Genomic DNA, 15,831 nt, shown 5'->3' on the forward strand with positions numbered 1-15,831 from the left:
ACGAACCATCTACTAACCGAAGCAAAACGGAGAAATGGAAATGCTAAAGACTACGATGTTGCTCGCATTCTTAGGAGCCGTGTCTACAGGAGACTGCCACGCAGAAACCCGCCCACTAACTGACGCCGAGAAGAAGATAATAGCCAGCACGTATGGCTCTGATCTCAAGGATCCGCAGTCGGCGCAGTATCAGTGGCCTAATCTCGTGGTCGACCCGTCGGTTAAGGGTGACGAAATGGGCTACTGCTTTAGAATCAACGCCAAGAACAGCTATGGCGGCTATACCGGCTTCAGGACGGTTACCGGCACTGTTAAGCGTAGTGGCGGCAAGATCGTTAGCTACAGATATGCGGCGGGCAGCCGTGACGACGCGATTATGAACGAGACGGTTGAGAACGTCTGCCAAATTATGGGCTATAGGTTTTAGTAGTCGGGTCCTCTGTCGTGTGAGGTCTTCTCCTAGGATTTCGGCGATCGAAGTCCTAGAACCGTTTTTAGGACCCCAATCCCATGCCTTTTGGGTCCGCAGACGGAGATTTCACTTAGCCTGGCCCTTTCGCGACCATTCTGCAGGTCGTAAGCGATCCCCGAGCTCGAATGCCTCCCGACTCGTTAGTTGTCCGGGCATGACTCTGGCGGAGCACCACGCACGGACTCACCAGCGCGCTCCTAATCGAATCCTGTCGCTATGGTCGGACCGGTGCGATCACAGTGGAGCAGCAGTGATGATCCGCTATCCTGCCGAGGCAGCGAGTAGCAGTTGCAAGCTAGGCATCTACGGGCAGCGGCTTGTGAACGGTCTAGCAGTCTGCTGAAAAACTCGGAGCAAATTCGATCTTGCGCAATAATAGAATCAGGGTCGCCTGTATTTTGAATCTATCGTGCGTGCTGCGATCGATTTTTGAATCGATGCTGCTCGCGAACCCTTCGAAAAGCCTTTTCCAGGAAACTGCTAGATCGCTCAAAACGAGCTCGGTCTGACGAGGACATGATCACCCGTCGTGCTTCAGCCCGGCTTTTTCCGAATGGAAAGCAGCTGCTTGCTCTTGCTTGCTAAAATGGAAAGTAAATAGCAAGCGCCGCTTGCTCTTTTGGCAAGTTTTGACCTATTTGCCGACCCAAATGACAAGCAACATGGCCAGACGCCCTGTTTAATTTCTATGCTTTGATAGGAATTAAACGCCTTTTTGCCAGGGAAAGGCGACTTACGCTAAGAAATCCACTCAAAAAAAGTTCGATGGAAAACGCAAGGTTCGACGCCTCCAAGAATACCGAACAATAGCTGCCACGAAAGTCGCGCATGTCGTTCGCGCGTTTTCGAGAAAGCACTGTGTTATAAGGACGAATGTATATTTTCTGTTGGACGATGGCTGCTCATTTCTCGCTCCAAACCGCTCGGCATCGAGCTCCCAGCGAGGCCAAGCTGGTCAGCGAGAAGCCTCGGGCCTCGCTGACCAGAAATAGCCAAGCGCCCGTCCCGGACGATTGTTGCCACCGCTTTGACGCTCTGTTTGCGCGCTGAACCTTTCCCCGATCCTGCCGCTTAGGATCCCTGGGGAAGCGCAGAGCGACTGGGATGGCCCGCCAGCGTGGAAACTCGACCGCGGAGTTCGAGGGAGCGTGATTTTAGTTGGCGGCCGTCCAATCGCTCACGCGTTCGCTTGTCGCCACACTATCAACGGCAAATCGTCAATGGGCGACGGCAATAAAGGCCTGCGGCGTTCTAACGGCAAAAAGCCGACTCCGTCCGATATCTTCATCACCTTGGCTAGCTGCGCGCTATAATAAGACTAGAAGCGCGAAACCCCTCCGCCGACCAAAGCGAAGGGGTTTCAAACAAGGAAGTCCAAGCCGCCCTGCGAAGTGTCTTGGACCAACGTTTGAACCCTAGAGACCAATCACGTGCTCAAACCATACTCCGATTATAGCGCGGTGACGCCGAACGCGCATGAAAAAACAATCGCGAACAAGGATCTTTCAGCGCTCGCCCAGGATCAACTTGAAGCGATCCGGCAACAAGTGCTCGACACGACACCACCTACACCGACTAGTCCTAACTGGGCCGAGATGATCCGCGAGCACAAGGCGGAGAAGAAGCGGCGACGCACCCGCAACCGCGTTCGCGAACACAGAGCCAAGCCGCGTAGGCCGACTTTTCGAAAACTCCACAGGGCCCTCAAGATGGCGACAGCTAGTGCCGCCGGCAATCGCTTCATGGAGAAGCTCGTCGGCCGCGAGGGAGACATCGCCCTTTTCCATTCCGTATCGATGACCCTGATCGACCGCATTGGGGCAATGTCCGACGCCAAGCTAGCGGACGCGCTCGTATGCGCCGGCGGGTTCGAATCGATTACCCGAAACCAAGTCTGGAAGCTACGGCAGATCGTGGCAAAGCTAGAGGCCGATAAGGGGCCGTGGCACAGGCTGTAGACGCTGAAAGTCGCTGTAACGCAGCTACATTAACACCAATATTTTCAATAGCCTGTGAGAAGCAGTCCGTAACAAGATCTCGGTCAGTCCGCAACAAAATCAATCCTGTTTTGCTGAATTCTGTTGCGGACTGAATTCAAGAGACTCTTCAAAACCGGGCACTAATTGAATCTTGGGCGTGTAACGGTTCTAAGTAAGTTGGTCGTTTGCTGTGTAGTTGTTTGGAAGAGCGGGAGCGTTAGCTCCCTAGGAAGCGTTACAAAGAAGCTTGAAACGGCACGAGTCCAACGCTCGCTCCGCTCGCGAGAGCCTCGCCGGCCGATCGCCCGCTGCGCGGGCTCACGGTCTCGGCTCGTCTCGCTTTTGAAGCATCTCCGGCCGGAAGAGTTGCAGATCGTGGGTTTGATGATGCTCCCGGCCGATCGCCGCCTCCGGCGGCTCACGCCCTAGTAATGCAAGCTGGAGCCTCTCCGGCCATGCGCGCCCTCCGGCGCATGGCCGCGACTATTAGCGTCGGTCCTTTCGCTCCGCGCGCCGGCCCCGCGCTTCACCACTGTGGGAGCAGCTTCAAACGTTCCGGGAATTCAAGCCCGTGGTGAGTCAAACAGCTTGGGCCGCTCAGACAACCAGGGAGAGGAGTCCGACCAATGAGCAGACTTCTAATCGACTCCTAGGATCAAAACCGGGTTCTCACGGTGGCGCGGCTTGCCGCGACGGTATTTCACTGCGGTTCGGGCGAACATGCGGAGACGATGTTGACGAAGGAGCGGCGCTAAAGAGACAGCAGATGCATTTCGGCGCTAAAGAGCCTTTCGTTCGATCCGCGACTAAGGCATCCGGCTACGTGTCGTTGAAACGATCGATGCCATGGCGAAAGGCCAAGCAAAGGGCATAGCGGCCCACGAACAGACAACATCAGCAAGCGCTGATCAAAAATAATTCTCAATCGGCCAACGTCCTGTTTCGGTTCCGCAACCGTAGTCAGCAATCACTGACACCCAGATTTGGTGCCCTTGCCAGCGTTCCCCAAATGACTCATCTGGGTGCCGTGCATCACCATTTCTGAAGCAAAGATGACTGAAGAGTTTCTTTCAAACGCTCTCTACTTGACCATCGTCAACCGCCTGATCCCTGTCGCTGGCACCGGCAATGCCAAAGCGAATATTGCCGCGCTTGAGCCGCTCACGAACGACCGGCTGAACCTGCTCGCCGATCGATTAGCGGCTTTGGCACCCTGCCCGGTGACCGGTCTCGTGACCGACAACGAGATCAAGATCGCGCTCGGCGAGCACGGCGATATCTGGCCGAGTTGCATCCGGGGCCACATCATGGTCGCCGATCTTGAGGGTGATCTACAGCCGCACTGATAGGCAGCTAATCCTCATTCTCCCCTTACAGGTGCGCGAAGCACCGGTTAAGACCTAATTGGCATTGCCTCAGAGAGCCCAACCACCCTAGATTGAGATCCAAATGGCTTCGATTTAATAGGACTTTCAACAACTTCGGGGGTAGCATTTGCGCCGGCGGACTCAGATAAAACAAAACGTGCCATTGAGGCGTGCGCCGAGATCTCTTGTGTATCGAGGGGCTTTGTCCCGCGCCGCCAATAACCTTAAACTCTTGTCGCGAAACGATGGATAAGCGGTCTCTCACCGAACGCGACATCTGCACGAAGTTCATCCTGCCAGCCCTGAAGCGCGCGGGCTGGGACGAGATGTTGCAGGTCCGTGAGGAGGTCTTCTTCACCAATGGCAGGATCATCGTTCGCGGCAAGTTGGTCACTCGCGGCAAGGCTAAAAAGGCCGACTTCGTTCTCTATTTCAAACCAAATATCCCCATTGCGCTCATAGAGGCGAAGGACAATAGCCACAGCGTTGGCGACGGGATACAGCAAGGCCTGGAATACGCTGTTGCACTGGGCATTGCGTTCGTCTTCTCTTCGAACGGCGACGGCTTTCTGTTCCATGACCGCACCGGCCAGAGCGCGACCAAGGAAGTGACCCTCGGCCTAGACGCATTCCCGTCGCCGGCTGACCTATGGGCACGCTATTGCGCTTGGAAGGGCCTCGGCCCAGAAGCCGAGCAGACCGTGCTTCAGGACTATTTCGACGATGGCGGCGGTAAGAGCCCGCGCTATTATCAGGTGAAGGCTGTCAACGCAGCGATCGAAGCCATCGCCGCTGGCCGAGACCGTGTCTTGCTCGTGATGGCGACTGGCACCGGCAAGACCTACACGGCATTCCAGATCATCTGGCGACTGTGGAAGGCAGGCAAGAAAAAGCGCATCCTGTTCCTAGCCGACCGAAACGTGCTGATCGATCAGACGATGGTGAACGACTTTCGTCCGTTCGGTGCGGCGATGGCGAAGCTCTCGACTAGCTCCAAGACTATCGAGAGGCAGGACGGCTCGACTGTCGACCTAACACTCGCGCTTGACAGGAAGCGACGTATCGACACCGCCTTTGAGATATATCTTGGCCTCTATCAAGCGATCACCGGTCCGGAAGAGAGCCAAAAACTCTACAAGGAATTCTCCAAGGAATTTTTCGACCTGATCGTAATCGACGAGTGCCATCGCGGGAGCGCGGCAGACGATTCTGCGTGGCGCGAAATCCTCACCCATTTCTCGGGTGCAACTCAAATAGGCCTGACCGCAACGCCCAAGGAGACAGAATACGTTTCCAATACCGACTACTTCGGCGAGCCAGTCTTCACTTATTCTCTGCGCCAGGGCATCAGCGACGGGTTTCTTGCACCCTATAGGGTCATCAAGGTTCACATCGACCGCGATATCGAAGGCTATCGCCCCGAACTCGGCCAGCTCGACCGTGATGGCAATGAGATTGAGGACCGGATATACAACGCGAAGGACTTCGACCGGACGCTGGTGCTTGACGACCGCACCTTACTCACGGCGAAAAAGATTACCGAGTTCCTCAAGGAGAGCGGCGACCGATTTCAGAAGACAATCGTCTTTTGCGTCGACGAGGAGCACGCGGCTCGAATGAGGCAGGCTTTGGTCAACGAGAACCGGGACCTTTGCGACGACAATCACCGATACGTTATGAGGATTACTGGCACTGATAAGGATGGGCAGGATCAACTCGGAAACTTCATCGACCCAGAGTCACGCTATCCGGTTTTGGTTACCACTTCACGGCTGCTATCCACCGGCGTCGACGCACAGACCTGCCGTCTGATTGTGCTTGATCGCCCGGTGGGTTCGATGACGGAATTCAAACAGATCATCGGACGCGGCACCCGCGTTCACGAGGATTCTAAGAAATTCTACTTCACCCTGATCGATTTTCGCGGTGCGACAAACCACTTTGCCGATCCGGAATATGACGGGGACCCGGTGCAGATCTACGAGCCGGACGCGAACGACCCGATCACGCCTCCGGGCACGGCGGGCGAGCCGAACGACGTCGGGGAACCAGATCAGACGCCTTACAATCTCCCAGAGGACGAAACCATTGTCGACGGGTTAGATTTTCCACAAACGACTGGCGGTGGCTCTCGAAAAATCTACGTGGACGGTGTCGGCGCGCGTATCATAGCCGAGCGCGTCGAATACCTCGACGAAAACGGCCGACTCGTGACCGAAAGTCTTCGAGACTTTACCAAGACGGCGCTGAAGAAGCACTACGCCAGCCTCGACGACTTTCTCAAGCGCTGGAAAGCAGCCGAGCGTAAACAGGCGATTATTGAAGAGCTTGAAGCCGAGGGGCTCGCGCTCGATGTCATTGGCGACGAACTCGGCAGGAACCTCGATCCATTCGACCTAATCTGCCACGTCGCGTTTGATCGAAAGCCGTTGACGCGACGCGAGCGGGCAGACAACGTCAAGAAGCGTGACGTGTTCACGAAATACGGCCCGCAAGCGCGCGCCGTCCTGGAAGCGCTCCTCGAAAAATACCGCGACGAAGGTATTCTCAACCTCGACGATGCTAACGTGCTCAAGATCGCGCCATTCAGCGCAATGGGCAGCGTCGTTCAACTCATTAATTCGTTCGGCGGCAGGAAGAGCTTTGAAAAGGCCGTCCACGAGCTGCAGGACATTCTCTATCAGGAGACTGCTTGAACCATGATCGTCCGGACTACTGTAAAATCTATTCAAGATCTCATGCGTCAAGACAGCGGCGTCGATGGCGATGCGCAGCGTATTAGCCAGCTCTGCTGGATGTTCTTCCTGAAAATCATCGACGATCAAGACAAAGAGCTAGAACTCACCAAAGACGATTATCGCTCCCCCATTCCGAAGAAATATCAATGGCGCAACTGGGCGGCGGACCCTGAAGGAATTACAGGTGAAGCGCTGCTCGCCTTTATCAACGATGATCTGTTTCCGGCGCTCAAACGACTGGCCGTCGCTGCAAGGTCGGACGGCCGCCGCCGCATGGTCCGCGACGTGTTTGAGGATGCTTACAATTATATGAAATCCGGCCATTTGGTTCGGCAAGTAGTCAATAAAATCAATGATGTCGATTTTAACGATATGGACGAGCGCCGTCACTTCGGCGAGTTCTACGAGCAGCTTCTGAACGATTTGCAAAGCGCGGGAAACGCCGGCGAGTATTATACACCTCGCGCGGTTACCGCTTTCATGACTGACCGGATCGACCCGCATCCTGGCGAAATTCTTCTCGATCCAGCCTGCGGCACCGGTGGCTTTCTGACCTGCGCGATTCGCCACATGGAGAAAGATTACATCCGCACGCCCAAACAACGTGAGAGGATGCAAGCTGCCTTGCGCGCGGTCGAGAAGAAACAGCTCCCTCATATGCTTTGCGTCACCAACATGTTGTTGAACGGAGTCGAGGACCCCAGCTTTGTGCGCCATGATAATACGCTTGCCCGACCTCTGATTTCCTGGGGCAAAGACGAGCGAGTTGATATCATTCTCACCAATCCTCCGTTCGGCGGTCGCGAAGAAGATGGCATTGAAGATAATTTTCCAACTTTCCGCACCAAGGAAACAGCGGATCTTTTCTTGGCCCTGATAGTGCGGTTGCTGAAGCCGGGTGGGCGCGCTGCCGTGGTGTTGCCCGATGGCAGTCTATTCGGCGACGGCATCAAAACGCGGCTCAAGGAGCATCTGATGGAGGAATGCAACCTCCACACCATCGTTCGCCTGCCCAACTCCGTGTTCAAACCGTATGCATCGATTGGCACAAACCTGCTGTTTTTCGAAAAAGGCGCGCCGACGAAGGAAATCTGGTTCTACGAGCACGACGTCCCCGAGGGCCAGAAGGCTTATTCGATGACCAAGCCGATCCGACTGGAGCATTTTCAAGGATGCATCGATTGGTGGGGCGACGCGAAGCGCATCGGCCGCACGGAGACGCCGAGGGCGTGGCGCGTAACGGCTGAGGAGATGAGGGCGCGCGGCTACAACCTCGACATCAAGAATCCGCACGCAGTGGCAGACGACCACGGCGACCCGCAAGCACTGCTAGCCGATCTCACCGCCGCCGAAGGCGAGACGAGCGCCTTGCGCCTTCAACTAAAGATGATCCTTTCCGAGGCGCTCGGCCGATGAACGGCACATGCCTCCTAGCCCACTACGAAAAGATTGCAGACGCGCCCGACGCAATTGCCAAGCTGCGCCGGTTCATCCTCGATCTGGCCGTGCGGGGCAAGCTGGTGCCTCAAGACGCTACCGACGAACCCGCATCTGAATTGCTGAAGCGGATTGGGAACGGCAAATCGTCACTCATCGAAGAAGGGAAGTTGAACCGCCAAGGATTATTGCCAAATGTAGATTTGGATCATGCACCCTTCGACTTGCCTGCTAAGTGGGCATGGGGACGCTTTCCTGAACTTGGCACGTTTGGTAGAGGGAAATCGAAACACCGGCCTCGCAATGATCCAGCGCTGTTCGACGGCGGCAAACACTTGATGATTCAAACTGGCGATGTCGCCAGATCACAAGGTAATATCCAAACCTACACCAGCAAATACAATGACTTCGGCTTGTCCCAGAGCTTCAAATGGCCGAGGGGGACGCTTTGCATCACAATCGCTGCGAACATTGCAGACAGCGGAATCCTGGGCTTTGACGCTTGTTTCCCCGATAGTGTAGTTGGGTTTATTCCAGCTCCTGCGCTCGAGAACGCGAGATATTTCGAATATTTTGTTCGGACTGCGAAGAAGAACCTCTTGGAATTCGCACCCGCCACGGCACAGAAAAATATTAATCTCGAGATTTTGACGCAAGTTCTCATTCCACTGCCACCCCTCGCCGAGCAACGCCGGATTGTCGCTAAAGTCGATGAACTGATGTTGTTGTGTGATAGGCTGGAGGCGGCTCGAGAAAACCGAGAGAGGATGCGCGACCGGCTGACGGCGGCGAGCCTAGTTCGCCTTAATGCGCCCGAGGCCGACGTCCGTTTCGCGATCAACGCATTGCCGGCGCTGACGGTGCGACCGGACCAGATCCGGCAACTGCGCCACAGCATCTTCAACCTTGCTGTGCGCGGAAGGCTCGTGCCGCAGGACGCAAATGAGGAGCCCGCGTCGGAACTGTTGAAGCGAATCTTGAAGGAGACTCCTACTTCACAGTCTGAAAATCCGAAAGCAGAGACGCCGCCATACGACCCGCCGAGAGGCTGGCTCTGGACACATCTTGGCAGGCTTGTCGGGCACTCAGATGCAGGCTGGAGCCCGAAGACGCTGGACCATCCACGAAACGGCGATGAATGGGGCGTCCTGAAAGTCAGTGCTGTTTCATGGGACAGGTTCCGTTCCTGGGAGAACAAACAGGTCCTGCCTGGCACGGAACCGAGGTTTCAAGCAGAGGTGAAACAGGGGGACTTCCTGATTTCAAGGGCTAACACTGCCGAGCTGATCGCACGCGCGGTGCTCGTCAATGAGCAGCCTTCTAAACTTATGATGAGCGACAAGATCGTGCGTCTTCGTCTGAGTGCGAATTGCAATCATCGCTTTGTATGGATCGTCAACAACTACGCCGATTTTGCACGTGAGCACTATGTGCGGCACGCATCCGGCGTTAGCCCATCAATGAAGAACGTTTCGCGCGATGTAATCTTGAGTTTACCCTTTCCCCTTCCACCCCTCGCCGAACAGCACCGCATCGTCTCCAAGGTTGAAGCGCTAATTGCACTTTGCGACCGGCTGGAGACAAACCTCACCACCATCGCTGCCACCCGCGGTCGCTTGCTCGATGCGTTGCTGGCCCAGGCGCTTACTCCAGCGGATTCTCACGAGCGCGAGGCCGCAGAATGACCCTCCGTCACGCCATTTGGAAGGTCGGCGAGAAGCCCGTAGGTCTCTCATCGTCGTCTCTCATGAGTGAGCAGCAACTCGAAAATATGATCGTCGCTGCACCTGAAATTCTGCATGACCAGTGGATGCTCATCGGCCGACAGCAAGATACCGGCTTCGGCGGCCGCATTGATCTGCTCGCGATTGCACCAGATGGTGCATTGATCTTGATTGAACTCAAGCGAAACAAGACGCCGCGCGAAGTGGTGGCGCAGGCCATCGACTATGCAACCTTCATAGAGGGATTGGAGTCAGATAGGATTGCCAAGATCTATAATGATTTCGCACCGGGCCGTAATCTTGCTGCCGATTTTCGAGCTCGCTTTGGGCAGCCTCTCGATGAAGATACGCTCAATGACAGTCACCAGATCGTTGTCGTTGCCGCCGCCATCGACGCTAGCACGACGCGCATTGTTCGCTACCTCAACGAGCGAGACATCGCGATCAATGTCCTCTGCTTCCAGGTTTTCGCCAATGGCGACGAGCGTCTGTTGAGCCGTGCTTGGCTTATCGATCCTGCGGAAACTCAAACGAATGCGACGGTCACGGCGGCCCGAGAGAAGGAGCCGTGGAACGGCGAGGTCTACGCATCGTTCGGGCATGACGAAGGACGATTGTGGCCCGAAGCTCGCCAGTTTGGCTTTATCTCCGCCGGTGGTGGGACTTGGTATAGTAACTCGCTAAACTTGCTCAGTGTAGGCGATCGGATCTGGGTGAAAGCGCCCGGTCATGGATTCGTGGGGGTGGGCAGGGTCAAGGGTAAGTCAATCCCGGCCTCAGAATTCAAGCTTCCCACATCGTCGGGCGACCAGCCTGCCCTCGACGTTCTGAAGGGCAATTATCATCGCAGCCTGCAGGGCGACCTCGATCGCTCCGAATATTTTGTGCCAGTCGAATGGCTGCAAACCGTTTCAATTGAGGAAGCGGTTCAAGAGGTCGGAATGTTCGGAAATCAGAACACCGTGTGCAAGCCGAAGACACCAAAATGGCGATTTACAGTCGAGCGACTCAAGCAGAGGTTTGCAGACTACGACAAATCATAAAGCTGGCCGAAGAAGCGCACAGCAAGAGTGGTCGGGGTCTAGCATACAGAGCGAGCCAGCAAATAGCTTATCGCCAGTCAGCTGAACCGGATCCGACATAGGTTATTCGAGCGCTCGACGAACGCAAAAGCGGCGAGCGCGTCAGTTTATCGGCAATCGTCGGCTGCGGTGTATCGCGAGTTGACAGGAATCATAAATCGGATTCTAAAAAGCGAACGGCGGCAGATGGGCTCTGCCGCCGTCGCTCCCTAAGAGAATTACTTCTTCTTAGGTTTCGGCGTCTGCTTGATAGTGCGCACTATCGCAGTCCTCTTCTGTGAAGGGGACTGCGCTGCTTTCACAGACATGAATCTGCCCGTAATCGCGCTTTCACCTATCTTCCGTGGTGCCACGCTAACCACCTCCTTTCCCGGGCCGTTGCCCGGGCGTTTCAGGCAACCAGCTTGGCAATTGGAGCGAGGTGCGAATCATCGCGGAAGCGATCCAAATATATGGAAAGACTCATGGTTTGGGAGTCCTATTTCGTCGGCAAGAGGGCTTAGTCGAACCTTACTGACCTCTGCGCATTACGCAGAAGGTCACCCCAGAGTTCCAAATGAACCAGTGCGAGCCCCCCTCCACCAAGGAAATCCAGCCGCCACAGTCCCGGCACGCTCGGCACGGGCGTTTCTGACGCACCCGACACGATTTGAACGTGTGACCTTTGCCTTCGGAGCCTTACGCACCCCCAAAACAGCCCCGCCAAGGCCGTTGCCGACACCGGGCCAATCAGCTAAATGACCCCCTGCACGCACCCGTAGCTCAGCTGGATAGAGCGTTGCCCTCCGAAGGCAAAGGTCACACGTTCGAATCGTGTCGGGTGCGCCAATCTTCGACCATTCGGCGTAAGGCGGCGATCCGTTCCGGACGGACGCCTGCGGCCGTGCTCGAGGTCGCACTCAGGTCAGGTTCTTCGGCATCGTGATCCCGAAGCGGAGGATCTGGCGGTGGATCGTCGAGCGGTCGACGCCGCGTTCGCGGGCCACGCGCGATACGTTCCAGCGATTGTTGCGCAATGCCGCCAGCAGCTCGTCGGCCTGGCGTGACATTGCCGCGCCACCCCGCGTCGACTTTCCGGATTTTTCCTCACCCAGCGGATAGGCGATCCGGTCCGGCAGATCGGCAAGATCGATCGTCCCCTCGGTGGCCAGTGCGCAGCCATGATCGAGGGCGTTGATCAGTTCGCGGATGTTGCCGGGCCATTGATACTTGAGCAGCGCGGCACGAGCGCTCGCCGTCAGCGCATAGCTGACCTCATGCTCGGTCGAGAGGCGATCCAGGAACCGATCGATCAGCCACTCGACATCGGTCCGCTGCCGCAGCGGGGGCAGCGCGAGCACCGCACCGTTGAGGCGGAAATAGAGATCCTCGCGAAACTGCCCGGCCTTGACCAGCGCGACGAGATCGCGATGGGTGGCGGCGACGACGCGGATATTGAGCGGCACCGGCCGGGTGCGGCCGACCGGCGTCACTTCACGCTCGGCAAGCACGCGCAGCAGCCGGGTCTGCGAGGGGATCGGCATGTCGCCGATCTCGTCAAGGAACAAGGTGCCGCCGTCGGCCTCGAGCACCAGCCCTTTCTTGCCTTTTGCCGCCGCGCCGGTGAAAGCACCGGGCTCGTGGCCGAACAGCTCGCTCTCGATCAGGCTTTCCGGCAGCGCCGCGCAATTGACCGCGACGAACGGCTTGCCTGCCCGCGCGCTGACCGAATGTAGCGCCTTGGTGAGATGCTCCTTGCCGGTGCCGGTTTCGCCGGTGATGAGCAGGCCCATCTGGGTATTGATCAGCTTGGCGGCGCGCGACACCACGTGATGCATCGCAGGATCGCCGCGAAACAAATTGCGCAGCGGCGCGGGAAGCACCGCCTCGCTCCGCGACGACGCCGGCGCGGTAAGCTTGTTCGGCGGCGGGAGGGTCTGCGCGAACAACGTCGCGCCACTATTGGCCAGCCGCAGCGTGCGCTGCCCGGCGGGGCGCGAATGCGCGAAGCGCGGCAGGTCGTCGATGGCGCATTCGAAGATATCGGACACGCCGAAGCCGTCGGCCCGGAGCCTCAGGTCGGGACGCTTGGCGAGTTCGCGCGCCAACAACTGTCGGGCGCGATTGTTGAAGCCGATGATGCGGCCGCTGCCGTCGACGGCCATCACATAATCCGGATCGACGTCGGCAAACTCCGCGGAGCCGGACAGTTTAATGATCCATTCGTGCCGGAAACGATTCAACAGGTTCGCATTCTCGATCTTGTGCGCGAACGACTTGACCAGTTGCAGCGCCAGGAACTGGCTGGCCTTCGGCTCCGGCGAGCGCAGTGCGGAAATATCCAGCACCGCGGCGAGCGCGCCGCTGGGATCGAACACCGGCGCTGCCGTGCAGGTCAGCGGAATATGGGTCGCATCGAAATGATCGGACTGGTGCACCGTGAGGGCTTCCTCGGTCGCGATGCAGGTGCCGACCGCGCAGGTGCCGGCATGCGGCTCGTTCCAGTCGGCGCCGAGATAGAGGCCGGCCTTGCGCAGCGTGTTGTTGAAGGTCGGGTCGCCGATGAAATCCACCGTGATACCCTTGGCATCGGTGAGCAGCAGCACGTAACCGAGCCCGGCGATCTGGCGATAGAGCATCTCGACGCCGAAACGGGCGGTGTGAAGGAATTCGTCCATCGCATCGCGATGCTCGCGCAGCCGTCCGGACGTCACGATGCGCGCGTCGCGCAGCACCGAGGGATCGAGCTTGTGCTCGGAGACGCAACGCACCCACGACTGATGAATGACGGCATCGCGCGCGCTGGTCTGGCCGACCGCAACGCGAACCAACTCGTCGATATGCGCAGCGCGCTCGATGGTCACGGCTGATTCTCCTGGATATTTCCTCGCACGTTCCTGTTGTTGCCCGGAGTGTCACTCGGATCATGCCGCCGATCAAGTTCGTTGCGTGCAACACCTGTTGCACGGCGCAACAGTGGCGCAGCGCATCGCCCGGCATTAACGCGAGGAAATATCGAGCGTTTTCAGGATACGCCAGCGTGGCACGGGGCTTGCTGATCTTGCGGCAGAGGCACACTCGACCTCGCCAACAACACGCCGGCCCCGCGATGCAAACGCGATCGACGCCGGCCTATGGGAGAATGAAACCATGCTCACGAAGGCCCCGGACGGAAAAGTTACCGCACTGCTCGACGAGCTCAACGCCGCGTTGTCGTCGGGCGACATCGAACGCGCACTCGCGCTGTTCCAGAGCGATTGTTACTGGCGCGATCTGGTCACCTTCACCTGGAACATCAAGACCATGGAAGGCAAGGACGATATCCGCGACATGCTGAAGGCGCGGCTTGCCGACACCAAGCCGTCGGGATGGCGCATCGCCGACGGCGATACGGCAAGCGAGGCCGACGGCATTATCGAGAGCTGGATCCAGTTCGAGACCGACGTCGCGCGCGGCTACGGCCATTTGCGCATGAAGGATGGCCGCATCTGGACGCTGCTCACGACGATGGCCGAGCTGAAGGGCCATGAAGAGAAATCCGGCTTCACCCGGCCGCTCGGCGCCAAGCACGGCCACGGCAAGGATCGCAAGAGCTGGCGCGAGGAACGCGAGCAGGAACTCGCCGAGCTCGGTCACACGATGCAGCCCCAGGTGCTGATCATCGGCGGCGGACAGGGCGGCATCGCACTCGGTGCGCGGCTTCGCCAACTGAACGTGCCGACCATCATCATCGAGAAGAATGAGCGCGCCGGCGACTCCTGGCGCAAGCGTTACAAGTCGCTCTGCCTGCACGATCCGGTCTGGTACGATCACCTGCCCTACATCGACTTCCCGAAGAACTGGCCGGTGTTCGCGCCAAAGGACAAGATCGGCGACTGGCTCGAGATGTACACCAAGGTCATGGAGCTCAACTACTGGAGCTCGACCACCGCCAAATCCGCCAGCTATGACGAGGCGAAGAAGGAATGGACCGTCGTGGTCGAGCGCGACGGCAAGCAAATCACGCTGAAGCCGAAGCAGCTCGTGCTGGCCACCGGCATGTCGGGCAAGGCGAATTGGCCGACCTACAAGGGACAGGACATCTTCAAGGGCGAGCAGCAGCATTCCTCGACCCATCCGGGTCCGGAGAAATATCGTGGCAAGAACGTGGTGGTGATCGGCTCCAACAACTCCGCTCACGACATTTGCGCGGCGCTGTGGGAGGGCGGTGCCGACGTCACCATGGTGCAGCGTTCATCCACGCATATCGTGAAGTCCGACACGCTGATGGATATCGGGCTTGGCGCGCTCTATTCGGAGCAGGCGGTCGCGAACGGGATGACGACACGCAAGGCCGATCTGATCTTCGCCTCGCTGCCCTACAAGATCATGCATCAGTTCCAGATTCCGCTCTATGAGCAGATGCGCGAACGCGACAAGGATTTCTATGCCGCGCTGGAGAAGGTCGGCTTCATGCATGATTGGGGCGACGACGGCTCCGGCCTGTTCATGAAGTATCTGCGCCGCGGCTCGGGCTACTACATCGATGTCGGCGCCTGCGATCTCGTCATCGACGGCTCGATCAAGCTCAAGAGCGGTAAGGGCGCCGCGGTGCAGGAGCTGACCGAGACCGGTGTCAAATTCGTCGACGGCACCGAACTCCCCGCCGATCTCGTCGTCTATGCCACCGGCTACGGCTCGATGAACGGCTGGGCCGCCGATCTGATCTCGAAGGATGTCGCGGAGAAGGTCGGCAAGGTCTGGGGTCTTGGATCCAACACGACCAAGGACCCCGGCCCGTGGGAGGGCGAGCAGCGCAACATGTGGAAGCCGACCCAGCAGAATGCATTGTGGTTCCACGGCGGCAATCTGCACCAGTCGCGGCATTACTCCCAGTATCTGGCGCTGCAACTGAAGGCGCGAATGGAAGGCATCCCGACGCCGGTCTTCGGCCTTGAGAAGGCGCATCACGTCAGCTGATCGGCAGAGAGAGATCGATACGCAGGGCGGATCACGGAGCGATTCGCCCTGCTGTGAGTCTTGCGCTGATTGAAATCCGTCGATCACAACTCCG

The 15,831-nt window shown here is 57.8% G+C and carries 9 protein-coding genes and 1 tRNA gene; 9 read left to right on the plus strand and 1 reads right to left on the minus strand.

All coding sequences use genetic code 11. The annotated features are described in order from the left end of the window. Positions 1-55: 55 nt before the first annotated feature. The 8 genes from CWS35_RS04820 to CWS35_RS04855 all read left to right on the plus strand — a co-directional run bounded on the left by CWS35_RS04820 (position 56) and on the right by CWS35_RS04855 (position 11,627). A complete protein-coding gene (locus CWS35_RS04820; RefSeq protein WP_168226269.1) occupies positions 56-427 on the plus strand; it encodes a hypothetical protein in 372 nt (123 codons plus the stop codon). Between the two features lie 1,475 nt (positions 428-1,902). Beyond that, positions 1,903-2,430, plus strand: a complete 528-nt coding sequence (locus tag CWS35_RS04825; RefSeq protein WP_100951061.1) for a hypothetical protein — start codon at positions 1,903-1,905, stop codon at positions 2,428-2,430. A 1,073-nt stretch (positions 2,431-3,503) separates the two neighbouring features. Beyond that, on the plus strand, positions 3,504-3,797 hold the full coding sequence (locus CWS35_RS04830; RefSeq protein ID WP_157817073.1) for a hypothetical protein: 294 nt from the start codon (positions 3,504-3,506) through the stop codon (positions 3,795-3,797). Between the two features lie 266 nt (positions 3,798-4,063). Then, complete coding sequence (hsdR, locus tag CWS35_RS04835; protein WP_100951065.1) at positions 4,064-6,514, plus strand: EcoAI/FtnUII family type I restriction enzme subunit R; 2,451 nt, start codon at positions 4,064-4,066, stop codon at positions 6,512-6,514. A gap of 3 nt (positions 6,515-6,517) precedes the next feature. Continuing rightward, on the plus strand, positions 6,518-7,972 hold the full coding sequence (locus tag CWS35_RS04840; RefSeq protein ID WP_100951067.1) for a class I SAM-dependent DNA methyltransferase: 1,455 nt from the start codon (positions 6,518-6,520) through the stop codon (positions 7,970-7,972). Beyond that, positions 7,969-9,678 (plus strand): restriction endonuclease subunit S, encoded by a 1,710-nt coding sequence (locus CWS35_RS04845; RefSeq protein ID WP_100951069.1) that lies wholly within the window; start codon positions 7,969-7,971, stop codon positions 9,676-9,678. Before CWS35_RS04840 ends, CWS35_RS04845 begins: the two co-directional genes overlap by 4 nt. Then, positions 9,675-10,760 carry an endonuclease NucS domain-containing protein gene (locus CWS35_RS04850; RefSeq protein WP_100951071.1) on the plus strand — a complete coding sequence of 362 codons (1,086 nt, stop codon included), beginning with the start codon at positions 9,675-9,677 and terminating at the stop codon, positions 10,758-10,760. Before CWS35_RS04845 ends, CWS35_RS04850 begins: the two co-directional genes overlap by 4 nt. Positions 10,761-11,550: 790 nt before the next feature. Continuing rightward, positions 11,551-11,627: transfer RNA gene (locus CWS35_RS04855), tRNA-Arg, on the plus strand. Between the two features lie 71 nt (positions 11,628-11,698). Here the strand turns inward: CWS35_RS04855 and CWS35_RS04860 are convergent. Next, positions 11,699-13,642, minus strand: coding sequence for a sigma-54-dependent Fis family transcriptional regulator (locus CWS35_RS04860; RefSeq protein ID WP_100951073.1), 1,944 nt, complete (start codon positions 13,640-13,642; stop codon positions 11,699-11,701). A 286-nt stretch (positions 13,643-13,928) separates the two neighbouring features. Between CWS35_RS04860 and CWS35_RS04865 the strand changes: the two genes are divergently transcribed. Beyond that, on the plus strand, positions 13,929-15,737 hold the full coding sequence (locus CWS35_RS04865; protein WP_100951075.1) for an NAD(P)/FAD-dependent oxidoreductase: 1,809 nt from the start codon (positions 13,929-13,931) through the stop codon (positions 15,735-15,737). The last annotated feature ends 94 nt before the right edge of the window (positions 15,738-15,831 follow it).

This window comes from Bradyrhizobium sp. SK17, assembly GCF_002831585.1.
Classification (GTDB): Bacteria; Pseudomonadota; Alphaproteobacteria; order Rhizobiales; family Xanthobacteraceae; genus Bradyrhizobium.

What these genes read in the sequence shown, in the direction of transcription:
- CWS35_RS04820 (WP_168226269.1), top strand. Translation starts at nt 56, where the DNA reads ATGTTGCTCGCATTCTTAGGAGCCGTGTCTACAGGAGACTGCCACGCA.
- CWS35_RS04830 (WP_157817073.1), top strand. Translation starts at nt 3,504, where the DNA reads ATGACTGAAGAGTTTCTTTCAAACGCTCTCTACTTGACCATCGTCAAC.
- hsdR (WP_100951065.1), top strand. Translation starts at nt 4,064, where the DNA reads ATGGATAAGCGGTCTCTCACCGAACGCGACATCTGCACGAAGTTCATC.
- CWS35_RS04840 (WP_100951067.1), top strand. Translation starts at nt 6,518, where the DNA reads ATGATCGTCCGGACTACTGTAAAATCTATTCAAGATCTCATGCGTCAA.
- CWS35_RS04845 (WP_100951069.1), top strand. Translation starts at nt 7,969, where the DNA reads ATGAACGGCACATGCCTCCTAGCCCACTACGAAAAGATTGCAGACGCG.
- CWS35_RS04850 (WP_100951071.1), top strand. Translation starts at nt 9,675, where the DNA reads ATGACCCTCCGTCACGCCATTTGGAAGGTCGGCGAGAAGCCCGTAGGT.
- CWS35_RS04865 (WP_100951075.1), top strand. Translation starts at nt 13,929, where the DNA reads ATGCTCACGAAGGCCCCGGACGGAAAAGTTACCGCACTGCTCGACGAG.